Source organism: Dictyoglomus sp. DH, assembly GCF_055181375.1.
In genome coordinates this window covers 1,575,319-1,597,130 of the sequence record NZ_CM143706.1, presented here as the reverse complement: position 1 = coordinate 1,597,130, position 21,812 = coordinate 1,575,319, and the positions used below count along the sequence as shown (strand labels likewise).

At 31.2% G+C, this 21,812-nt stretch carries 23 protein-coding genes; 12 read left to right on the top strand and 11 right to left on the bottom strand.

Annotated elements, in window-relative coordinates; all coding sequences use genetic code 11:
• From trmD to ACY3JJ_RS07960, 12 genes are read left to right on the top strand one after another with little or no spacing between them, the layout of a single operon-like run.
• Window positions 1–765 carry a tRNA (guanosine(37)-N1)-methyltransferase TrmD gene (gene trmD / locus ACY3JJ_RS08015; RefSeq protein WP_463091526.1) on the top strand — a complete coding sequence of 255 codons (765 nt, stop codon included), beginning with the start codon at window positions 1–3 and terminating at the stop codon, window positions 763–765.
• A complete protein-coding gene (gene rplS, locus ACY3JJ_RS08010) occupies window positions 740–1,096 on the top strand; it encodes a 50S ribosomal protein L19 (protein ID WP_463083508.1) in 357 nt (118 codons plus the stop codon). Before trmD ends, rplS begins: the two co-directional genes overlap by 26 nt.
• Window positions 1,086–1,649, top strand: a complete 564-nt coding sequence (gene lepB, locus ACY3JJ_RS08005) for a signal peptidase I (protein WP_463091525.1) — start codon at window positions 1,086–1,088, stop codon at window positions 1,647–1,649. Before rplS ends, lepB begins: the two co-directional genes overlap by 11 nt.
• Window positions 1,616–2,227 carry a ribonuclease HII gene (locus ACY3JJ_RS08000; protein ID WP_463091524.1) on the top strand — a complete coding sequence of 204 codons (612 nt, stop codon included), beginning with the start codon at window positions 1,616–1,618 and terminating at the stop codon, window positions 2,225–2,227. The genes lepB and ACY3JJ_RS08000 overlap by 34 nt, the downstream gene beginning before the upstream one ends.
• Entirely contained in the window at window positions 2,224–2,589 is a 366-nt protein-coding gene (locus tag ACY3JJ_RS07995; RefSeq protein ID WP_463091523.1) for a YraN family protein, read from the top strand. Before ACY3JJ_RS08000 ends, ACY3JJ_RS07995 begins: the two co-directional genes overlap by 4 nt.
• The gene (locus tag ACY3JJ_RS07990; RefSeq protein ID WP_463091522.1) at window positions 2,579–4,099 is read left to right on the top strand and encodes a YifB family Mg chelatase-like AAA ATPase; all 1,521 of its coding nucleotides are present in this window, start codon (window positions 2,579–2,581) and stop codon (window positions 4,097–4,099) included. Before ACY3JJ_RS07995 ends, ACY3JJ_RS07990 begins: the two co-directional genes overlap by 11 nt.
• A 24-nt stretch (window positions 4,100–4,123) precedes the next feature.
• Entirely contained in the window at window positions 4,124–5,446 is a 1,323-nt protein-coding gene (locus ACY3JJ_RS07985; RefSeq protein ID WP_463091521.1) for an NCS2 family permease, read from the top strand.
• A 49-nt stretch (window positions 5,447–5,495) separates the two neighbouring features.
• Window positions 5,496–6,581 (top strand): DNA-processing protein DprA, encoded by a 1,086-nt coding sequence (dprA, locus tag ACY3JJ_RS07980; protein WP_463091520.1) that lies wholly within the window; start codon window positions 5,496–5,498, stop codon window positions 6,579–6,581.
• A complete protein-coding gene (topA, locus tag ACY3JJ_RS07975; protein ID WP_463091519.1) occupies window positions 6,581–8,671 on the top strand; it encodes a type I DNA topoisomerase in 2,091 nt (696 codons plus the stop codon). Before dprA ends, topA begins: the two co-directional genes overlap by 1 nt.
• On the top strand, window positions 8,650–9,969 hold the full coding sequence (trmFO, locus tag ACY3JJ_RS07970) for a methylenetetrahydrofolate--tRNA-(uracil(54)-C(5))-methyltransferase (FADH(2)-oxidizing) TrmFO (RefSeq protein ID WP_463091518.1): 1,320 nt from the start codon (window positions 8,650–8,652) through the stop codon (window positions 9,967–9,969). Before topA ends, trmFO begins: the two co-directional genes overlap by 22 nt.
• Window positions 9,970–9,971: 2 nt before the next feature.
• Window positions 9,972–10,868, top strand: a complete 897-nt coding sequence (gene xerA, locus ACY3JJ_RS07965; RefSeq protein WP_463083517.1) for a site-specific tyrosine recombinase/integron integrase — start codon at window positions 9,972–9,974, stop codon at window positions 10,866–10,868.
• A 14-nt stretch (window positions 10,869–10,882) separates the two neighbouring features.
• Window positions 10,883–11,374 carry a hypothetical protein gene (locus ACY3JJ_RS07960; RefSeq protein ID WP_463091517.1) on the top strand — a complete coding sequence of 164 codons (492 nt, stop codon included), beginning with the start codon at window positions 10,883–10,885 and terminating at the stop codon, window positions 11,372–11,374.
• Here the strand turns inward: ACY3JJ_RS07960 and ACY3JJ_RS07955 are convergent.
• The 11 genes from ACY3JJ_RS07955 to ACY3JJ_RS07905 form a co-directional block, all read right to left on the bottom strand.
• Window positions 11,358–12,056: a DNA repair protein Rad50 gene (locus ACY3JJ_RS07955; RefSeq protein WP_463091516.1), complete on the bottom strand. Its 699-nt coding sequence runs from the start codon at window positions 12,054–12,056 to the stop codon at window positions 11,358–11,360. The two genes, ACY3JJ_RS07960 and ACY3JJ_RS07955, sit on opposite strands and share 17 nt — an antisense overlap.
• A complete protein-coding gene (locus ACY3JJ_RS07950; RefSeq protein ID WP_463091515.1) occupies window positions 12,040–13,440 on the bottom strand; it encodes an HD domain-containing protein in 1,401 nt (466 codons plus the stop codon). Before ACY3JJ_RS07950 ends, ACY3JJ_RS07955 begins: the two co-directional genes overlap by 17 nt.
• Window positions 13,415–14,368, bottom strand: coding sequence for a radical SAM protein (locus ACY3JJ_RS07945; RefSeq protein ID WP_463091514.1), 954 nt, complete (start codon window positions 14,366–14,368; stop codon window positions 13,415–13,417). Before ACY3JJ_RS07945 ends, ACY3JJ_RS07950 begins: the two co-directional genes overlap by 26 nt.
• A complete protein-coding gene (locus ACY3JJ_RS07940) occupies window positions 14,365–15,168 on the bottom strand; it encodes a radical SAM protein (RefSeq protein WP_463091513.1) in 804 nt (267 codons plus the stop codon). Before ACY3JJ_RS07940 ends, ACY3JJ_RS07945 begins: the two co-directional genes overlap by 4 nt.
• On the bottom strand, window positions 15,165–16,595 hold the full coding sequence (gene gcvPB, locus ACY3JJ_RS07935) for an aminomethyl-transferring glycine dehydrogenase subunit GcvPB (protein ID WP_463092598.1): 1,431 nt from the start codon (window positions 16,593–16,595) through the stop codon (window positions 15,165–15,167). The genes ACY3JJ_RS07940 and gcvPB overlap by 4 nt, the downstream gene beginning before the upstream one ends.
• 8 nt (window positions 16,596–16,603) lie before the next feature.
• Window positions 16,604–17,962 (bottom strand): aminomethyl-transferring glycine dehydrogenase subunit GcvPA, encoded by a 1,359-nt coding sequence (gene gcvPA / locus ACY3JJ_RS07930; RefSeq protein WP_463091512.1) that lies wholly within the window; start codon window positions 17,960–17,962, stop codon window positions 16,604–16,606.
• A 2-nt stretch (window positions 17,963–17,964) separates the two neighbouring features.
• On the bottom strand, window positions 17,965–18,342 hold the full coding sequence (gene gcvH / locus ACY3JJ_RS07925) for a glycine cleavage system protein GcvH (RefSeq protein WP_463091511.1): 378 nt from the start codon (window positions 18,340–18,342) through the stop codon (window positions 17,965–17,967).
• Window positions 18,332–19,429 carry a glycine cleavage system aminomethyltransferase GcvT gene (gene gcvT / locus ACY3JJ_RS07920; protein ID WP_463091510.1) on the bottom strand — a complete coding sequence of 366 codons (1,098 nt, stop codon included), beginning with the start codon at window positions 19,427–19,429 and terminating at the stop codon, window positions 18,332–18,334. The genes gcvH and gcvT overlap by 11 nt, the downstream gene beginning before the upstream one ends.
• A gap of 60 nt (window positions 19,430–19,489) precedes the next feature.
• Window positions 19,490–19,765, bottom strand: coding sequence for an HU family DNA-binding protein (locus ACY3JJ_RS07915; protein ID WP_463083527.1), 276 nt, complete (start codon window positions 19,763–19,765; stop codon window positions 19,490–19,492).
• Between the two features lie 40 nt (window positions 19,766–19,805).
• Window positions 19,806–20,582: a nucleoside triphosphate pyrophosphohydrolase gene (gene mazG / locus ACY3JJ_RS07910; protein ID WP_463083528.1), complete on the bottom strand. Its 777-nt coding sequence runs from the start codon at window positions 20,580–20,582 to the stop codon at window positions 19,806–19,808.
• Between the two features lie 144 nt (window positions 20,583–20,726).
• Window positions 20,727–21,794, bottom strand: coding sequence for a peptidyl-prolyl cis-trans isomerase (locus ACY3JJ_RS07905; protein ID WP_463091509.1), 1,068 nt, complete (start codon window positions 21,792–21,794; stop codon window positions 20,727–20,729).
• Window positions 21,795–21,812 lie beyond the last annotated feature (18 nt).

Genomic DNA, 21,812 nt, shown 5'->3' with positions numbered 1-21,812 from the left:
ATGATAAAGATTGATATTATTACCATATTTCCAGAGATGTTTGAAGGCCCTTTTAATGTAAGCATAATAAAAAGAGCGAAAGAAAAAGGGTTGGTGGATATTTCTATCCATAATTTAAGGGATTATACTACTGATAAGCATAGATCAGTTGATGATTATCCTTATGGTGGTGGCTCTGGAATGGTAATGAAACCAGAGCCTATATTTAGAGCTGTGAGAGCCTTAAAGAAAGAGGATTCAGAAGTAATACTTCTTTCGCCATCAGGAGATCTTTTTAGTCAAAAATTGGCAGAAGAATTTGCACAGAAAAGTCATCTAATAATCATATGTGGAAGATATGAAGGCATAGATGAAAGAGTAAAAACTATAATAACCAGGGAAGTCTCTATAGGAGACTATGTTTTAAGTGGTGGAGAAATTCCTGCTATGGTTTTAGTTGATGCAGTAGTAAGACTTATTCCTGGGGCTATAGGAGATCCTAATTCTTTAAGAGAAGAATCATTTCAATGGGGAATTTTGGAGTATCCTCATTATACTCATCCCAGAGACTTTGAAGGCTTAAAAGTACCAGAAGTATTGTTATCTGGGGATCATGAAAAGATTAGGAGATGGAGAAGAAAAGAAGCCTTAAGAAGAACACTACTTAGAAGGCCTGATTTACTCCAGAAAACAAGACTTTCTGAAGAAGATTTTTCATTGTTAGAAGAAATTAAAAGAGAACTAAGAGAGGAGGTAAAAAATGGATCTTATAATTCAGAATCTTGAAAAAGAATTTATGAAAAAGGATTTACCACAAATATGGCCTGGTGATACTGTTAGGGTTCATTATCGTATTGTAGAAGGAGATAAAGAAAGAATTCAGGTGTATGAAGGGGTTGTTATTGCTAAAAAGCATGGTGGTATTAGAGAAACTATTACTGTAAGAAAGGTTGTACAAGGAATAGGTGTGGAAAGAATTTTTCCAATTCATTCACCTTTTGTGGAAAAGATTGAAGTTGTAAAGAGAGGAAAGGTTAGAAGAGCTAAGCTTTATTACTTAAGAGAAAGAAAAGGTAAGAGTGCCAAGATTGCTGAGAGGGTAGAAAATGAAGGATAAATTACTGGAATTTTGGAATCTTATACTTAGTAAGAGACAAGAATTGAAGAAGCATGAATGGTACGATCTTCTTGAAACTATTATATTTGCTTTTATATTAGCCTTTTTAATAAAGACATTTATATTGCAGATATCTTACATTCCTACTGGTTCTATGATACCTACTTTAAATGAAAAGGAAGCAGTTTTGGTTATAAGAATCCCTTATTATTTTAGAGAGCCAAGAAGGGGAGAGGTTATAGTTTTTAAATACCCCCAAGATACTACTAAGGAGTATGTAAAAAGGTTAATAGGTCTTCCTAGGGATACCATAGAGATAAAAAATGGAATAGTATATGTGAATGGTAGAGCTTTAGATGAACCTTATGTAAAAAATAAAAGTAGTGATAATTATGGACCAATACAAGTACCAAAGGATAGTTATTTTGTATTAGGGGATAACAGGCCTGTGAGTGTGGATAGTAGATATTGGGGATTTGTACCTAAGAAAAATTTAGTGGGAAAAGCGGTATTACTTTTATGGCCACCCCAAAGAATAGGATTGGTGAAATAGGAGACATAGAGAGAAGACTTTGGAATTATTTCAAATATATAGCGGGAGTAGATGAGGCAGGTAGGGGAGCCATAGCAGGTCCTGTATATGCTGGAGCTGTAATCTTACCTCCTTTTTCTAATATTACCGTTAAAGATTCCAAAATGTTAAAGCCAGAAGAAAGGGAAATTCTTTTTGAAAAGATTAAAGAAGAGGCTGTTTGTTGGAGTTACGGTTTTGCTAATGTGGAAGAGATAGAAAGGTTTGGCATTTTGAAAGCCACTCTTATTGCAATGAAAAGAGCTATAGACAGCCTTAGAGTAAAGCCTGAGTATATCTTAGTAGATGGTAATATTAGTATTCCAGATTTAGATATACCACAAGAAACGGTGATTAAAGGAGATAGGTATTGTTTAAATGTGGCTTCTGCTTCTATCGTGGCTAAGGTCTTGAGAGATAGATATATGAGGACTCTTGATGAAAAATATCCTGATTATGGATTTAGAAAACATAAAGGTTATGCAACTAAGGAACATAGAGAAAAGATAAAATCGTTAGGAGTGCTTGATATCCACAGAAGGAGATTTAGACTTTTGTGAGTAATCAAGATATTGGAAAATTAGGAGAAGATTTTGCTGTAAATCTTTTAGAAAAGGAAGGATATTCTATATTATATAGAAATTTAAGAATGTCTTTAGGAGAGATAGATATTGTAGCTGAAAGAAATGGAATTTTAGTTTTTATAGAGGTTAAAACAAGAAGATCAAATAAGTATGGTTTACCTATTGAAGCAGTAGATTTGAAAAAACAAGAGAGGATAAGGATGATAGCTGAAGTTTTTATGGCAAAATTTAAGAATAGATTTCAGAAAATGAAAGGTGTAAGGTTTGATGTTATAAGTATTTATATTTCTCCTTTAGGGAAAGTAGATAAATGGGAGCATATAACAAATGCTTTCTAAGGTTAAATCTGCTACTTTATGGGGATTGAAATGTTATGATATTGAAATTGAGGTAGATATTACTTCTGGAGTTCCAAGCTTTAATATAGTAGGATTGGCTGAACAAGAAGTGCAAGAATCTAAGGAGAGGGTTAGATCTGCATTAAAAAATTCTGGTTTTGAATTTCCTTTAAAAAGAGTGACTATAAATTTAGCCCCTGCGGATTTGAAAAAAGATACACCCTTATTTGATTTACCAATTGCTTTAGGAATCCTTTCCACATTTATGAATTTTCACTTTGATAATGAAAAGACTGCTTTCTTAGGTGAACTTGCTTTTGATGGAAGGATAAGAAAAGGAAAAGGGATTTTATCTATTGTATATGGTTTGAAAAATAATGGATACAATAAAGTATTTGTACCAAAGGAAAATGAATTTGAATGTAGTTTAATAGATGGGATTGAAATTTATCCTGTTTCTCATCTTTCCCAAATTGTGAGATTTCTTTTAGGGGAAATAAATTTATCTCCTGTTAAATTTCAATATCCTGAACATAATCCAGTTTATGAAGAAGATTTCTCTTTTATAAAAGGGCATTATTTCCCTAAAAGAGCATTAGAAGTAGCGGCATCTGGTGGACATAATGTTCTTTTAGTAGGTCCACCGGGTACAGGTAAGACTCTTTTGGCAAAGGCCTTTTCTTCCATTTTTCCCCCATTGACTTATGAAGAGGCTTTTGAAGTTACTCAAATATATAGTGCTGCAGGTTTATTAGTAGAAGATTCTTTAATACAAAAACGGCCTTTTAGGAATCCTCATCATACTATATCTTATGCTGGACTTTTAGGGGGAGGGGTCTCTCCTCAAATCGGGGAAATTACTCTTGCCCATAAAGGAATCTTGTTTTTAGATGAACTACCAGAGTTTAGAAGAGATGTTTTGGAGGGATTAAGACAGCCATTAGAAGAGGGGAAGATTGTAATTTCAAGATCTAAGTATACTGTTACATATCCAGCTCAATTTGTTTTAGTGGCTGGTATGAATCCTTGTAAATGTGGATATTTTGGTGATAAAGAGAAAGAATGTACTTGTACTCCTTATGATGTAAAAAAATATTGGAGTAAGGTATCAGGTCCACTTTTAGACAGAATTGATATAAGGGTTTATGTGAATAGAGTAGAGAAAGAAAAGATCTTTAATGATAATCTTGAGGAATCATCAGAAAGGATTAGAGAAAGAGTAAAAAAAGCAAGAGAGATTCAATATGAAAGATATAAATCCGAGAAAATATATTTAAATTCCCAATTAACTCCAAAACTTATCAAAAAATATGTTAGCCTAAATCCAAGAATTAGGGATTTATTATTAAATACAGCTGAAAGAATGAAATTATCCATGAGATCTTTTGATAGAATTATAAAGGTTACAAGAACTATAGCAGATTTAGAAAGTAGTGAAGAGATTAAAGAAAGTCATTTAATTGAGGCTCTAACCTTTCGAGGTTTAGAGGATTTTGTTTCCAATCTTTAAAATTAATGAAAGGGGGTTTTTGTATTGATTAAAGCTTTGGAGAGATATTTTGGCTTTGAGAAATTTAAGACTAATTGGTCTAACGAGATCATTGCAGGGCTTACTACTTTTATTACCATGGCTTATATTTTGTTTGTAAACCCCAACATATTAGGAGATGCAGGAATGCCAAAAGGTGCTGTTTTGATTGCAACCGCTATTGGGGCTGGAATTGCTACTTTGACTATGGGATTGTATGCAAAACTTCCTTTTGCTTTGGCTCCTGGTATGGGACTTAATGCATATTTTGCTTATTCTGTATGTAAAGGAATAGGTCTTCCTTGGCAAGTTGCATTAGGAGCAGTATTTATAGATGGGATCATTTTTTTAATTTTATCAATTCTTCCAGTAAGAAGATGGATTGTACAAGCTATACCACTTAATATTAAGATGGCAACCTCAGTAGGTATAGGACTTTTTATAGCTCTTATAGGATTAAAATCTGCAGGAATTGTAGTAAAGAATGATGCTACTTTAATATCCTTAGGCAATTTAGGATCTCCAGAAACCTTGCTTTCTATTTTTGGGATTATTATTATTGCTTTACTTATGGCATTGAACGTTAAAGGAAATATATTATTAGGGATATTAATTACCACATTTATAGGCATTTTTGTAAAAGGTTCCAATGGTCAACCTATCACCTATTTTACAGGAAATATAATAGCCCTTCCTAATTGGGAAGAGTTTTCTAAAACCTTTTTAGCATTAGATATTTTAGGGGCTCTAAAATGGGGATTATTTTCTATAATCTTTACATTTACTTTTGTAGATATGTTTGATACTGTAGGTACTATTTCGGGACTTGCAGCTAAGCTTAATATGCTTAGGGAGGATGGAAGTTTTGAGGGTTCTGATAGAGCTTTAGTTTCTGATGCGGTAGGAACTGTAGTTGGAGCATTGTGTGGAACCTCAACTATAACTACATATATTGAATCTGCAGCAGGAATAGCAGAAGGAGGTAAAACAGGAGCTGTCTCATTAGTAGTAGGATTGCTTTTCCTCTTATCTGTAATTTTTTGGCCTCTTGCTGGGATTATACCATCTTCCGCTACTGCTCCTGCCTTAGTTATTGTCGGTTTCCTTATGATGGAACCTATATTAAAAGTCAATTTAAAGGAAATAGGGGAAGCTCTTCCTGCTTTTATTACTATAGTGGCTATGCCTTTTACCTATTCGGTAGCGAATGGGTTAATATTTGGTATTCTTTCTTATGTAATATTAAACCTTCTTACAGGGAAAATTAAAAAATTAAATCCAGTGTTAATCATATTGGCTGTATTATTTATTCTTTACTTTATTCTTTAAAAGAAATATTAGGGGGATTATTTTAGTCCCCCTAATATTTTGATAATTAATGTATAATTATAATCCCAAGGATAAACCATTTATATATTCTTTAAGTTATTTTCCTCCTTTATATAGAAGATGGAGGGAATGGATAGATTTTATTTCGCCACCAGAACTTTTCCTTTTGTCAGATAAGGAAATTCTTGAAAGATTCTCGTATTCTTCCTTGATCCAAGAATTTATAATTTTTAAAAGAAAGATTTCTTGGGAAGACTTGTGGGAAAAACTTGTTAAAAAAGACTATAAACTTACAACTTTATGGGACGAAGAATATCCACCTTTACTCAAAGAGATAAAAAATCCTCCGTTATTTCTCACATATAGAGGAAATATTATTGGTAAAAGATATATAGCTATTGTAGGAACAAGAAGACCCACCCAATATGGAATTAAAATCTCTGAGTATTTCTCAAGAGAATTAGTAAAATATGGATTTATAATAGTAAGTGGTCTTGCTTATGGGATAGATACATATGCTCATAAAGGAGCTTTAGAGGGTGGAGGAAGAACATATGGGATTCTTGGTAGTTCTTTAGATTTTATATATCCTTCTGGAAATAGAATTTTAGCAGAAAGAATAGTAGAAAATGGAGCCTTAATAAGTGAGTATCCTTTAGGTACAAGACCTACAAGATATACCTTTCCACAAAGAAATAGGATTATTAGCGGAATATCTGAGGGGGTATTTGTAATTGAAGCAGGAGAGAAAAGTGGGGCTCTAATAACAGCAAGTTTTGCATTGAATGAAGGGAGAGAGGTTTTTGCTGTTCCAGGGAGAATAATAGATGAAAGAAGTAAAGGAACAAATAAGTTAATTCAAGAAGGAGCAAAAATGGTGTTAGATATAATAGATATATTAGAAGAATTTCACATACCTTTTATTTATAAACCTAAAAGAGATGTTATTTTAACAGAAGATGAAAAAAAGGTATTGCAATTTTTAAATTTTAATCCTATATTTATTGAGGATTTAATGATCAAATTAAACATGGATATATCAAAATTAATGTTTATAATAGTTTCTTTACAAGCCAAAGGCCTTGTAGAAGAATTTCCAGGGAATAGATATGGGAGAAGGAGTGATAATTTATAGTGAAAAATAAAAAGATTATAATAGTTGAATCTCCAGCTAAAGCAAAAACAATTGAAAAAATACTTGGTAAAGAATTCAAAGTAGTTGCTTCTTATGGTCATGTAAGAGATCTACCCGAGAAGGAACTTGGGGTAGACATAAAGGATAATTTTAAGCCTAAATATGTAATCATCCCTTCAAGAAAAGAAGTTGTTAAGAATCTAAAGGAACTATTAAAAGAAGCAGATCATTTTTACTTAGCTACAGACCCTGATAGAGAAGGAGAAGCTATTGCTTGGCACCTTGTTAATGTATTAAATATTCCAAAAGATAAATTCTCAAGAGTAGAATTTCATGAGATAACTCCAAGGGTAGTACAAGAAGCAATAAATAATCCAAGGGATCTTGATATCAGTAAAGTAGAAGCCCAACAAGCAAGAAGAATTTTGGATAGATTAGTTGGGTATGAACTTAGTCCTCTTTTATGGAAAAAGGTTAAAAGAGGACTTTCTGCCGGGAGAGTACAATCAGTAGCTCTGAGGCTTATTTGTGAAAGAGAAAAGGAGATTGAGCAATTTATACCCCAAGAATATTGGTATATATGGGGAGAGTTTTCAGATAAAACAAATAAGAAAATATATGGAAGACTCATATCATATGAAGGTAAAGAAGTCAATTTAAAAAATGAAGAGGAAGTGAATAAGATATTAGAAGAGTTAAAAGGAATAAATTATATAGTAAAAGATGTAATTAAAAAGGAAGAGAAAAAGTCCTCACCTCAACCTTTTATAACAAGTACTTTACAACAAGAGGCCTCAAGAAGATATGCCTTTCCTGTTGGAAAGACTATGAAAATTGCTCAAACTATTTATGAGGGTATAGATATTGGAGAAGAGAGAATAGGACTTATAACTTATATGCGAACCGATTCTACCAGAATAGCTCCTGAAGCAAGAATAGAGGCTATTAAATATATAGAAGAGAATTTTGGAAAAGAATTTGTCGGAGGGGAGAAAAAGACGAAGAAGAAACTTGGTGTTCAAGATGCTCATGAGGCTATAAGGCCAACTTCAGTCTTTAGATTACCAGAAATGGTGAGGCCTTATCTTTCAGAAGATCAATTTAAGCTTTATAAACTTATATGGGAAAGATTTATCGCAAGTCAGATGGCTCCAGCTATCTATGATGTGGTAGAAATATATGTGGAAGGAAATAAGTATCTATTTTTGTCAAAAGGAAGGAAACTTAAATTTCCTGGTTTTATGTTAGTTTATCATGAAGAGGAGGAAGAATCTGAAACTGATAAACAAGTAGAATTTATTCCAGAAAAAGGTAATCTTTTAAATCTTCTTAATCTATATCCGGAACAGCATTTTACAAAACCTCCATCTCGATATTCTGAGGCTACTTTGGTGAGAACCTTAGAAAGATATGGAGTAGGAAGGCCAAGCACCTATGCTACTATCATAGAAACGTTAAAAGAAAGAGAATATGTGGTTGTTAAGGACAGATTTTTAGTACCTACTACCTTAGGTAAAGTTGTTAATGAGTTTTTAGTCGAGAAATTCCCTAATCTAATTGATGTGAAATTTACAGCAAAGATGGAAGAAGATCTAGATAAAATTGAGACAGGAAAAGTCGAAGCCATAGATGTTTTGAAGAGGTTTTATCCAAAGTTTAAAGAAGAGTTAGAGGAAGTTTATAAAAATTCAGATAGGGTACAAATTGCTGAAAAAACTGATGAAAAATGTCCCATTTGTGAAAGTGATTTGCAACTTAGAGAAAATAAAAATGGTAAATATTATGCTTGTTCACGATATCCAGACTGCAAGTATACGAAACCAATATATGATGAAGCAAAAGGCAAATGTCCTCTCTGTGGAGGTACTGTTGTTAAAAAAAGATCTAAAAAAGGAAAGACTTTTTGGGGATGCTTAAATTATCCTAAATGTACTTTTGCATCGCCCTATGAGCCTACTCACGAAAAGTGTCCAATATGTGGTAGTACTCTTTTAGAGAGCAACAGATTTAAAAAATGTAGTAATAATGATTGTAACTACATATTATGGAAGAAAGGGAGGAATAGAAAATGGAAAAAGTCAAAATCATAGGTGGAGGACTTGCAGGAGCTGAGGCTGCTTGGCAACTTGCTAAAAGAAAAATTCCTGTAGAGATATACGAAATGAGACCACAAGTTATGACTCCTGTTCATAAAACGGAATATTTAGCTGAACTTGTCTGTAGTAATTCCTTTAAATCTACAGAGATTACAAATGCCTCAGGACTTTTAAAAGAGGAAATGAGGAGGCTTGATTCCTTAGTTCTTAAAGTTGCTGAAGAAACGAAGGTTCCAGCCGGTGTTGCTTTGGCAGTTGATCGAGAACTCTTTGCTAAAAAGGTGCAACAGATATTAATGGAAAATCCTTATGTAACTATAATAAGAGAGGAAGTCAAAAAAATTCCTTCTGATGGAGTTGTTATTGTGGCTACGGGACCTCTAACTTCTTCTGATTTTGCTCAATATTTAACTGAAATATTAGATACGGATTCTCTGTATTTTTATGATGCAGTATCACCTATTATTTATGCTGATAGTATAAATTTTGAGAAGGTTTATAGTGCTTCAAGATATGGTAAAGGGGAAGAGGCATATTTAAACTGTCCTATGAATGAGGAAGAATATAAAAGGTTTGTGAATGAATTGATAAATGCCGATGTAGTGGAATCACATTTCCCTGGTGAAGAAAAATATTTTGAGGGATGTCTTCCTATAGAAATTTTGGCAAGAAGAGGTATAGATACATTACGTTATGGTCCTATGAAACCTGTTGGTCTTCCAGATCCAAAAACAGGCAAAGAGCCTTATGCTGTGGTTCAATTGAGACCAGAAAATATACAAAAAACCCTTTATAGCATGGTGGGTTTTCAGACAAGACTTAAATTTCAAGAGCAAAGGAGGGTTTTTAGATTAATTCCTGGACTTGAAAATGCTGAATTTGCAAGATATGGGGTAATGCATAGAAATACCTATTTCTATGCCCCTAAATTTTTAAAACCAACCTTACAATTTGCTAAAGACGAGAGAATATTTTTTTCTGGTCAGATTATTGGTGTAGAAGGATACATGGAATCTGCGAGTATGGGAATAATAGCTGGAATAAATGCAGCTCGTTTATATAAAGGAAAACCACTTATAATATTACCTCATACTACAATGATAGGGGCTCTTATTGGTTATGTGACTACTAAAGTACCTGTAAAGAATTTTCAGCCTATGAATGCTAATTTTGGAATTTTGACTCCCTTAGATATGCCTGTTAAAGATAGGAAGATGAGAAATAGATTATATGCCGAGAGAGCATTAAGGGATCTTGAGGATATGATAAGGAGGTTTGCGATCAATATATAGAAATGACAAAATTGGATTTAAAAAAAGAAATAGAAGGATATCTTAATTATTTGAGATTTGAACGTAATTATTCTCCAAATACTTTGAGAGGTTATAATATTGATCTTTTGGATTTCTATAATTATTGTAAAGAGAGAGATTTGGATTTTACGAATAAAAGAGTGATCAGGTCTTACATACAAAATATTGCTCAAAAAAACTATAAGAAGAGTACTATTGCAAGAAAATTAACTTCTTTAAGAAGTTTTTTTGAATATCTTCTTACCTATGATAAAATTAAAGAAGATCTTACTGTTTTCATTCCTATACCTAAAATAGAGAAAAGATTGCCTCAGTTTTTATCTATTGATGAGGTATATAAACTTCTCGATGCTCCATCATTAGATAATCTTTTGGGTATAAGAGATAGAGCTATTTTAGAGACTCTATATGCTACAGGGATAAGAGTAAGTGAGCTTGTAGGTATAAATGAGGAAGATATTAATTGGAATTATGGAGAGATAAGAGTTTTTGGAAAAAGGGCTAAAGAAAGAGTAGTGATAATTGAAGAAAATACTTTAAAGATATTACAGCTTTATAATGATCATGTAAGGTCTAAACTATTGAAGAAACCTGAAAAGGCATTTTTTCTAAATGCTAAAGGAGAAAGAATTACAGATCGTGGAGTAAGGTTAATTTTGAAAAGATATACTAAATTTTTAGAAAAAAAGGTTTCTCCTCATATTTTAAGACATACCTTTGCCACACACCTTTTAGAAGGAGGAGCTGATCTTAGGTATGTACAAGAGCTTCTGGGTCATGTAAGAATTTCTACAACTCAGATTTATACTCATCTTACTTCAGAACAGATAAGAAATATTTACACAAAGGCTCATCCAAGAGCTAAAAAAGAAGAATAAAAGGAGGTTTAAGCATGAAAAGATATATGTTTCTTTTTATAATGCTTTTATTTTTACTAAATATAGGACTTGCAAAACAAAGTTTTACCATTGATTTCTCTAAAAATCCTCCCAAGGGAAATTTAGTTTTTGAGATGGGAAAAGGAGTAGTATTAGAAAGAAGTAATGGGGAATATCATTTGGCTATGTTAAGGGCAGAAGGACAGTTGAAGTTATATACTCCAGTAACTCCTCTTTTTAATCCCAAAAGAGTAGTTTTAAAGATTACAGGTATGAGTTCTTCTTTTATGACTGAAGAAACATGGGCTCCTATTTCCATATTTGTAAACTCAAAAAATGTGATTTCAGGTTTTGATTTTGGCAGTGAATATTATATTACTCCTTCTTTTGATGTTACAAAGTACTGGATAGTAGGTCAAACAAATATTATAGAGATAATTCTTGAGAAGGATGCAAGTGGGGAATTTTGGTTAAAGAAATTGGAATTGATTATTTATGAAAGATAAATATTTTGTTTTTTATTGTAAAATATTCAAGTCCATCTTCTAACTTTATATCTTTTGGAAGATAAAATTCTTTTATATAGTTTTGGGAAGGTATTCCCGACCAAGATAGAATTAAGTCTTGAAGATATACTTTTTCATCTATTAACTTGTAAGAATGTTCAGGAAAATATTTTCTGTCGTTATAAAGAATTATTTCTTCAGATATTTGGGGATAATTAAAAAAATTGATAGAGAATGTAATAAATCTTGTAGACTTGATATAAAAAGAGAGAACTTCCCATATAAAATTTTCAGGACCTAATATGTTAATGTCTGGTATGTAGATATCTTGAGGCAAAGGTATGCTATTTTTTTCAATAAATATTCTGATATCGTCTATAATATTGTATAAATCTCCAATTAAATTTTTAAGAGAAGAGCGTTTAAAGCTTAAAAAATCACTCCTTATATCTCTAATGCTTTTTAGTTTTTCTATAAAATCAGAGAGAATAATGTTATGTGAGTTCATCCATTTCTGAAAGATCTTATAATTTTTGAAACTTTCTTCTATTATTCGTTCTTCTCCTTTTTCATAAAAGTATAATTGATAAAAACTTTCTATTCCCCACTCAAAAGGAAAATTTAATTTATAAAAAAGATCATTCATAGTATATTCAATTATTTTTTTAGCTATTGGTTTCATTTTTCAATATTTCTTCAAGGTATCTTATGGCTTCATCTCTTGTAGATATTTTATTATTCATCTGTGCTTCTATAAGCTTTTCTTTTAATTTACCTATTAGGGGAGACGGGGTTAGATTAAATATTTCCATGATTTCATTACCTGTTAATAAGGGTTTAGGAATATTTTTTATTTTGAAAAATTCATTTAAAATTTTCCTATACCAATTCAAGTTTTCTATTTTACCTTTAATAGATATTTGATCAGCCATAAAGAGTAGTATCAAAGCAGGTACATCATCTTTTACTCTTAAAATGAATTTATAAATAGGGTCTGATACTGGATTTTGTATGAAGCTTAAAGGGTACATATGAGTCCCAATAAGTTTTTTTAAAAAAATTATTTCTTTTTTACTTAACTTCAATCTTTCTCCTATATTATCTAAAAGTTCAACTCCTTTTTGTGAATGTCCATAGTAATGAACTAAAGAGGCTTCATCGATAGAAAAAGTTTCAGATTTACCTATATCATGAAGTAATACTGCTAATTTTAGAGTTTCAAGCTTTGTATAGTTTGAAAAAAGTTTCTCATTTAAGTATGTTAGGATTTGTTGATATGATTCTGGAAAAATAGATTCTATATTGTATATTATATCTTCAAGAGCAGATAAAGAACTTATAGAGTGCATCAATGGATCTTCATGGTGGGGATTACTCCACGGAATATCTTTTAATATAAAAAGCTCTGGTAAAATAACTTCTAAAACTTTTGTATCTACCATTTTAATCCATAAATAACTTGAGAATGACAAACTTAGTATTTTGTAAATTTCATCATGTATTCTTTCTGCCTTCACTGATTTTAATTTTTCTTTATCTTCTATAATCTTCTCATAAGTATTTTTTTCTATTTTAAAACCATATCCTAAAAATCTAAAAGCTCTTAGAATCCTTAAAGGATCTTCCTTAAAGGAGTTAGGTGAAGATATTCTTAGTATTCCTCTTTCTAAATCTTTTAAACCATTTAAAGGATCAATTATTTTAAAGCTGGAAAGATTTAATGCAATAGAATTTATAGTAAAATCACGCCTTAGAAGTTCTAATAGTAAATTGTTTTCATATATGGGGGTAAAATCTAAAATGATGTCTCCATCATTATTATTTATAATTATTCTGTAATACTCTCGCTCCTCATCTAACTTAATAAGTTTACCGTTAAAAAGGTTAGTTAGATCAAATAAAAAATTATAATTTGAAGGGTAAATTAAAAAGTCTACGTCCTTTAGTTCTTTTCCAATAAGGTAATCCCTTACAAAACCACCTACTATATAGATTTTTAAATGATTAGCTTTGGCATAATCACGTACTATTTTTAATGTTTTATAAACTAATTCTTGCCTTTCCATTTCTTAGTAGATCTTTTATCTCTTCAATCTCTATATCTTTTAAATTTCTTGGGAAGTTATAAGGTACTATTCTTGGGCTTTCATTATAATAAGGTCTGTTGCAATTAGGGCATCCAGTTGTTTTAAAAATTATTTCAAAAAAAGGCTCAGCTAATGATAAAATATCCCCCGTAATTAATAGATTGTCATTTTTATCAAAAGATAATTCATCAAAAGAGATTAATTTTCTTTGTAAAAGGAATGTTATAAGTTGTATTTTTCTGTATTTGTAATAATTAGGAGGGTTCATGTTTTCAAGATGGGTTCCACTTAGAGGTGTAAATGCAAATAAAGCTACTGTTACCTTCCATTTTGATAACTTATCTATAATGTAAACTAACTCCTTTTCCTTTTCTCCTAATCCTACAATTATATGAGATGTGATTTGAGAAGGAAACTTTATACTTGCTTCTTTAATAAACTCTAATCTTTCTTCAAATTCTCCATATTTTATTTTTCTAAAAAGATCTTTTCCTACCGCATCAATAGATATGTTTATTCTATCAATTTCTAATTCGAAGAATTTTTCCATATGAGATATGTTATTGAAGGGGGCAGAAATAGAAATAGGTAAATTGAGGTTTTTAAATAGTTTTATAGTTTCAATTAATTCTTTTTCCCAACTTAGATGATTTGTCACTTGAAAACATAATCTTTTAAAAGGATTATATTCCTCTAATAGGTTTATTAAATCTTCTATTTCTATGAGGGGCCATGTAATTCTTGAAAGCATAAAAGCATCAGCATGACTTTCACTTGCTTGGGTGCAGAAGGCACAATTATTGAGACACCTTTGTAGTGTCATAAGATATAATGTTGTTGGTGAATCTTCTTTTATATATTTCCTTTTAAGTACTTCCAAACTACCCAAAGAAATTCCAAATCTCATAATAAGGCACAGCATTCTTCAAAGATTTTTATATTATTCTGGGATTTTATAGCTTCAGGGTGAGGATTAACAATAGCATGAAAGTTAAGATCTATAGCTAAAGAATCTAATTCATATCTATAATTACCATTTGGGCGTACACATCCAAGATAAAACCTAGTATTAGGAAGTTTTTTCTTAGCATAATTCCAAAGTTCTTCAACTTCTTTTATAGAAGGTAAAGATATTTCTTGGAAAGGCGTATTTTGAATGGGAGTAATTACAATGAATATAATTTTCTCAGGAATATGATCTTTAGATAAAAAATCTATTTCTTCATATTCTTTTTCTATCTTTCCATAATTAGCTCCCATTAAGATATGAGGACTTATTGGAAAATATTCTTTTATCATAAAGTATTCTTCTTTAAAATCGTTACTATTCTTATCCTTAAGATGAAAAATATTTTTAATAACAAAGTCATCTAACATCAAATCATATGAAACCATATCTGGTAGTGATATTAAATGTTTAATTGTTTTTTCATCTATAAGACCCATATGAAAGTTTAGTTTATATCCTGATTCTTTTAATTTTTTCATAAGATTTATAGAGGATTTTGAGAGGGGAAGATAGCCTTCCTTATTATATCCGCCACTAACCAAAATACTTTTGAAATAATTTAACTCAAGCTTTTTTGAAAGATGATCTATATTTGTCATATTTTTTAAAAAGTGAGCCTTACAATGATCACATTGCAAAGCACACCATTCCCCTGTGATACTTAGTGGAAGGGTTCTAATAGGTTTTACTGATATCATTTCCAGTTTACCTTTAGCATTTTAGCTGCATATACTTCATCTAATCTACCTACAGGTGTATTATGAGGGGCTGATTTTAATATATCAGGATTTTCCTCACTCTCTTTAATAATAGTTTTTAAAATTTCTACAAATTGATCTAAGGTATATTTGGTTTCAGTTTCTGTAGGCTCGATCATTAAAGCTTCTTCTACTATAAGAGGAAAATATATTGTGGGAGGATGTACTCCATAATCAAGTAGTCTTTTAGCTATATCAAGTACTTTAATTCCTTTTTCTTTTTGTTTTTTACCAGAGAGGACAAATTCATGTTTACAGAGATCGGGGTAAGGTAGATGGAAAAGATTTTTTAAATTTTCTTTTAAATAGTTGGCATTTAATACAGCCATTTCGGTAACATTCTTCAAACCTTCAGATCCAAGAAGTCTAATATAGCAATAAGCTTTTAGAAGTACTAAAAAATTTCCATAAAACGTTCTTACTCTTCCTATACTTTTTTTGATATCATAATTAAGATAATACCTTTCTCCATCAAATTCTACTGTTGGTTTTGGTAAATAATCTTTTAAAAATGATTTTACACCTACAGGACCCGCTCCTGGGCCTCCACCTCCATGGGGAGTGGAAAAAGTTTTATGAAGGTTTATATGGACAGCATCAAATCCCATATCACCAGGTCTTGCATATCCCATGATACCATTTAAATTTGCTCCATCATAATATAGAAGAGCTCCTGTCTCATGTACCATTTGGGAAATCTTCAATATATCTTTTTCAAAAAGACCAAGAGTGTTTGGATTAGTTAGCATTAAAACAGCCACATCTTTATTTAGATATTTTGCTAATATATTAGGATTTACAAGTCCTCTTTCATCAGATGGTATTTCTATAGTTTCAAATCCTGCCATTGTTGCACTTGCAGGATTTGTACCATGGGCTGAATCTGGAACTAATACAATGTTTCTTTTCTCTCCTTTGTCTTTAAAATATGCTTTAATAATTAACAATGCTGTAAGTTCTCCATGAGCTCCTGCAGAAGGTTGAAAGGTAAATTTATCCATGCCTGTTATATTAGATAGATATTCTCCAAGTTTATAGATAATTTCTAAACTTCCCTGGGATAAATCTTCTGGAGTATAGGGATGTAAATTAGCAAATGATGGAAAGCTTGCTATTTCTTCATTTATTTTGGGATTATATTTCATGGTACATGAACCTAAAGGGTAGAAACCTGTATCAACCCCATAACCTCTTTGAGAAAGATTGGTAAAATGTCTCACTACTTCTGGCTCACTTATTTGAGGAATAGGTATGTCTTTTCTTATTAATTTTTCAGGTAAGATCCTCTCTGGAAGATAATCTTCTAAAGGATCTGGAAGATTGATTGTAGGTCTGTTATTATCATGTAAATCTTTTAGGAGAGGTATTTCTTTATTCAATTTTTATATATGACCTCCTTTAAAGAAGTTACTAAAAAGCTAATATCATCTAATGAATTCATCTCAGTAACTGCAATGAGGATTTCTTTTTCTCTTTCAGGATAGAACCTTTTAAGAGGAATTCCTGCTATAATATTTTTTTTCTTGAGTGCATCTATAACTATATTACTATCTATTGGAGTTTTTAAAACAAATTCGTTAAAATTATAGGAATTAGGATAGGTTAATTCAAAACCTTCTTTAGTTAAAGAATCCTTTAAATAATGAGTTCTAGAGAAACAAATTTCGGCAATTTTTCTAATACCCTTCTTGCCTAAAAGAGACATATATACTGTAGCCATTATTGCTGTGAGAGCTTCGTTTGTGCATATATTAGATGTGGCTTTTGCTCTTCTTATATGTTGTTCACGGGTTTGAAGAGTATTTACAAATCCTCTCTTATTATTTATATCCCTTGTCTCTCCTACAATTCTCCCAGGCATTTGCCTTATATATTCTCTTTTTGTAGCCAAGATACCTAAATATGGCCCACCAAAGCCTAATGGTATACCTAAAGATTGGCCTTCTCCGACTACAATATCCACATTGTACTCTCCTGGAGCTTTTAAAATTCCTAAGGATATAGGATATATGGAAAGTATTAGTAAAGAATCATGTTGGTGGGTTATTTTTTCTATTTCTTCTAATTCCTTTTCTATAACTCCAAAAAAATTAGGGTTTTGAATAATTACAGAGGAAGTATTATTGGATACTTTTTCTTTTAGAAAATCAATATCTGTTTCACCATTTTTATTAAGTGGAATCTTTACAATGTTAATTTCTTGAGCTCCTAAATATGTATAAAGTGTCTCTAAATATTCTGGATGTAACCCTTCGGATACTAAAACTTCTTTTTTACCATTTATCCTTACTCCCATGAGAACTGCTTCACAAATACCTGAGCCTGCTTCATAAAGGGAAGCATTAGCTACATCCATCTGAGTAAGATCGCATATAAGACTTTGATATTCAAATATGGCTTGTAAAACTCCCTGACTAATTTCAGGCTGATATGGAGTATAGGAAGTATAGAAGTTGGGAAATTGAGCTACTATTTTAACAAAGGAGGGTATATAGTGTTTATAAGCACCACCCCCTAAGAAGGATATAAATTTTTCGCCTTTATTTTTTTGAGCTAAATTTTGTATCTCGTTGATAAGATCTATTTCTGATATTGGAGGAGGCAAAATAAAATTCTCTTTCGCTTTTTTCTTAATATCATCTGGTATATCGTTGAATAACTCCTCAGTACTACTTACTCCTATGGCTTTTAGCATCTCTAAAATTTCTTTTAGAGTATGGGGGATATAAGCCATATTTAAGCTCCTATAAATTTTTTATACTCCTCTGCATTCATTAGTGTGTCTAATTCCTTAGGATTACTAATTTCCAATTTTGCGATCCAGCCGTCATTGTAGGGATCTTCATTTATTATTTCTGGTTTTTCTTTAAGTTTTTCATTTACTTCTATTACCTTACCTGATATGGGTGAATATACATCGGAAGCAGATTTTACAGATTCAATTACAGCTAATACATCATTTTGTTTTACAGTTTTACCTATTTCTGGTAGATCTACGTAAACAATATCACCAAGTTCTTCTTGAGCATAAAAAGAGATACCAACAATTGCAATATTTCCTTCTAATTTTACCCATTCATGTTCTTTTGAATATTTAAGATTTTCAGGATACATTTTTCTTCTCTCCTTTCTTTATAGATGTATTCTTAACAAAGGGGGGCTTGACAATTTTAGCTTTTAAAAATTTATCTCTTGCTTTAATTCTTACTTCTTCATGAGTTGAATTATTATATAATAATCCAATTCCTCGTTTCAATATAGGGGAATAATTTCCACTTGTCACATAACCTATTTTTTCTTCATAACTATAGACTTCATATCCTGCTCTCGGAATACCATTTTCCAAAAGCTCAAATCCATTTAGGGTTTTTGTTTTTTTATCTCTTTTATCAATCAAAGCATCCTTTCCAATAAATTCACCTTTTTCCAACTTTACAACCCATCCTAAATTTGCTTCCCAAGGGGTTGTGTTTTCATCTAATTCATGACCATATAAGGGATACCCCATTTCTAACCTTAAGGTATCTCTTGCTCCAAGCCCGCAAAGTGTTATTTTTTCTTCTTGTGTAAAGATGTTAAAAATTTCTTTCACATCCTCTATAGATACAACAATCTCAAAACCGTCTTCTCCTGTATATCCAGTTCTTGATATTATAACATTTTTATTTATTATTTTGTCCTTTACAAAATAATAATATGGAATATTATTTAAAGGATAATTTGTATATTTTTGAACAATTTTCTCAGCTTCTGGTCCCTGAATAGCTAATAGATTTGTTTGAAAGGTTATATCTTCAATATAGACATTAAACTTTTTATTATTTTCTAATAGCCAATTAAATATTTTCTCTGTATTAGTAGCATTTACTATTAATAGAAATTCTTCTTCTGAAATCATATATACGAGAATATCATCCATAATTGTTCCTTGAGGGGTTAAAACTAAAGAATACTGAGCCTTTCCTGGGTGTAATTTATTAATGTCGTTAGAAGTTGTATATTGAAGGAGGTCTTTAGAGTTTTTGCCATTAACTACAATTCTTCCCATGTGGGATATATCAAAAATACCTACTTCATATCTTACAGCAAGGTGTTCTTTTACTGTTCCTACATATTCTAAGGGCATCCACCAATTTGCAAACTCAAAAAACTTAGCCTTTAATTTTTTATGCTCATCCTCTAAAAATAGCCTCTTTGCCATTTTTTCACTCCTAAAAATAATAAGTCCCAGGCTGGAATTAGCCAGCCTGGGACTTTAGATTTATTTCTTTACTGCTTCGCGAAGCTCTTTTCCGGGACGGAATACAGGAACTTTTGTTGCTGGTATTTTAATTGGTTGTTGTGTACGAGGGTTTCTTCCCTCTCTAGCTGCTCTCTTTCTTACAGAGAAAGTACCAAATCCTACAAATTGAACTGTATCCCCCTTAGATAATGCTTCGGTTATAGTTTCTAATACAGCATTTACTACTTTAGTTGCCTCTTTCTTTGTGATTTTTGCCTTCTCTGCTACCTTTGCGATGAAATCGGCCTTTTTCATCCTTATTCACCCCCTTTCTTAATGGATTTATATCATAAGTCTATGAAGTTTTCGAAAGTTCCCAAAGTTCATTTAATTCTTTTAAGGTAAGATTTTTCCAATCTTTTCCTAACTCTTTTATCTTTTTCTCTATAAACTCAAATCTTTTAATAAATTTCTTGTTAGTTTTGCGTAATGCTTCTTCGGGTTCTATGTTTAAATGGCGCGATATATTTACTATAGTGAAAAGGATATCTCCAATTTCTTCTTCTATTTTTTCTTTATTCTTGTTAGTGATTGTTTCTTCTAATTCTTTAAATTCCTCTTTTAGTTTTGGTAATATATCTTCAGTCTTTTCCCAATCAAATCCTACATGAGAAGCCTTTTCTTGAATTCTAAAGGCAGATAAAAGGGATGGCATGTTCAATGGTACACCACTTAATATACCTTTTTCTTCTTTTTCTTGACTTTTAATTTTTTCCCAATTTGTTAAAATATCTTTTACTCCATTAACTTCCACATTTCCAAAAACATGAGGATGTCTTATTATTAACTTGGTTCTTAAATTTTTACATACTTCTGCAAAACTAAATTTTTTTTCTTCCTCTCCCATAACGCTTTGCATAAGGATATGTAATAGTACATCTCCTAACTCTTCTTTTATCTTCTCAGAATTATTTTCTTCTAACCCTTCAATCAATTCATAGGTCTCCTCTAATAGATAAGGAATCAATGATTGAGGGGTTTGTTTTTGATCCCATGGGCATTCCTTTCTTACCCTCTCGACAACATTATATAATTCTATAAATTCTTTACATATATCCTCTTTTCTATTCATCGCCTTTCTTCTTATCTGTAAAAATTTGATTTTCACTAAGATTATAGCACCAACTTGAAAAAAAGCAAGTATTCAAGCTAAATTTTTCTATCTTGAATGTTTCTGAATAATATTTTACCTATGTTCTATAAACTCATAAAAATCCTATTCATCTGTTTTTGGAAGAGGGGTTTTTGCCTCTTTTCTATAGAAAAACTGTTGTATCTCTATTAACTTTCTCCATATTACTATCCAGAGATCTTTGTCTGAAAAATCTTTTTCAATTTTTGCTTTGTTTAATTGATCTTCTAACCATTTGTTTATGACTTTGCCTCTTTTATCAGTAAGAAGTTTTTCTTCAATTTCTGTTTTTGCTTGGAAATATGGTGTTGTGTAAGCCTCTTTAATTTCTGAAACCTTAGTAATATAATAACCATCTTGTGTTTTAATAGGTTTACTTATTTGATTGATTGGAAGTTTTATTGTTACTTTTTCTACTTCTTCTGGTAATGTTCCTTCTATAACAAATCCTAATTCTCCACCCTTGTCCTTTGTAGTTGTGTCTTCAGAATATTTTTTAGCTGCCTCAGTAAAGGTTATTTTATTATTTACTAAATCGTTATATATTTGGTTTGCTTTTTTCTCATCTTTTACAAGTATCAAGTGCACTTTATATTCTTTGGGATGTTCAAAAAGTTTTATGTTTTCATTATAATATTTTTTAATTTCATCCTCTGAAACTTTTTCATCCTTACCAATTTCATTCATCAATTTTCTATAAAGGAGATTTTTCTTTAATTCCTCTTTAAATGTATTTCTATCTAAACCGTATTGGGAAAGAGCCATCTCAAATTGAAGAGTATTTGGAAATTCCTTTTCTATCTCTTTTAATCTCTGTTCTACCTCTTGGTTGGAGAGACTAATCCCTCTTTTTTTAGCCTCTTCTTGTAATATCTTCCAACGAGCTAAATCTTTTATAGTTTCTTCTTTTACCTTACTTAAGAGTTTCTGTCCATCGGTTGTTGTAAAATCAATATTGTATAATATGGCATATTGGGTTTTCATAAAATTTAATCTGTCCTTGTATTCCTGTCTGCTTATGGGGATATTGTTTACTTTGATTACGGGATAGTTTTTCATCTGATGATAAACAAAGGCAACAAAAGCACCGCCTAATATAAAAAGAACAATAAATACAAGAAATACGATTTTTAGAACACTATTACCCTTCATTGCTGTTCACCTCATATC

Bases quoted from the DNA above. Each gene is read 5' to 3' on its own strand.
- trmD (WP_463091526.1), top strand. From the start codon at position 1: ATGATAAAGATTGATATTATTACCATATTTCCAGAGATGTTTGAAGGC.
- rplS (WP_463083508.1), top strand. From the start codon at position 740: ATGGATCTTATAATTCAGAATCTTGAAAAAGAATTTATGAAAAAGGAT.
- lepB (WP_463091525.1), top strand. From the start codon at position 1,086: ATGAAGGATAAATTACTGGAATTTTGGAATCTTATACTTAGTAAGAGA.
- ACY3JJ_RS08000 (WP_463091524.1), top strand. From the start codon at position 1,616: ATGGCCACCCCAAAGAATAGGATTGGTGAAATAGGAGACATAGAGAGA.
- ACY3JJ_RS07990 (WP_463091522.1), top strand. From the start codon at position 2,579: ATGCTTTCTAAGGTTAAATCTGCTACTTTATGGGGATTGAAATGTTAT.
- dprA (WP_463091520.1), top strand. From the start codon at position 5,496: ATGTATAATTATAATCCCAAGGATAAACCATTTATATATTCTTTAAGT.
- trmFO (WP_463091518.1), top strand. From the start codon at position 8,650: ATGGAAAAAGTCAAAATCATAGGTGGAGGACTTGCAGGAGCTGAGGCT.
- xerA (WP_463083517.1), top strand. From the start codon at position 9,972: ATGACAAAATTGGATTTAAAAAAAGAAATAGAAGGATATCTTAATTAT.
- ACY3JJ_RS07960 (WP_463091517.1), top strand. From the start codon at position 10,883: ATGAAAAGATATATGTTTCTTTTTATAATGCTTTTATTTTTACTAAAT.
- ACY3JJ_RS07955 (WP_463091516.1), bottom strand. From the start codon at position 12,056: ATGAAACCAATAGCTAAAAAAATAATTGAATATACTATGAATGATCTT.
- ACY3JJ_RS07950 (WP_463091515.1), bottom strand. From the start codon at position 13,440: ATGGAAAGGCAAGAATTAGTTTATAAAACATTAAAAATAGTACGTGAT.
- ACY3JJ_RS07945 (WP_463091514.1), bottom strand. From the start codon at position 14,368: ATGAGATTTGGAATTTCTTTGGGTAGTTTGGAAGTACTTAAAAGGAAA.
- ACY3JJ_RS07940 (WP_463091513.1), bottom strand. From the start codon at position 15,168: ATGATATCAGTAAAACCTATTAGAACCCTTCCACTAAGTATCACAGGG.
- gcvPA (WP_463091512.1), bottom strand. From the start codon at position 17,962: ATGGCTTATATCCCCCATACTCTAAAAGAAATTTTAGAGATGCTAAAA.
- gcvH (WP_463091511.1), bottom strand. From the start codon at position 18,342: ATGTATCCTGAAAATCTTAAATATTCAAAAGAACATGAATGGGTAAAA.
- gcvT (WP_463091510.1), bottom strand. From the start codon at position 19,429: ATGGCAAAGAGGCTATTTTTAGAGGATGAGCATAAAAAATTAAAGGCT.
- ACY3JJ_RS07915 (WP_463083527.1), bottom strand. From the start codon at position 19,765: ATGAAAAAGGCCGATTTCATCGCAAAGGTAGCAGAGAAGGCAAAAATC.
- mazG (WP_463083528.1), bottom strand. From the start codon at position 20,582: ATGAATAGAAAAGAGGATATATGTAAAGAATTTATAGAATTATATAAT.
- ACY3JJ_RS07905 (WP_463091509.1), bottom strand. From the start codon at position 21,794: ATGAAGGGTAATAGTGTTCTAAAAATCGTATTTCTTGTATTTATTGTT.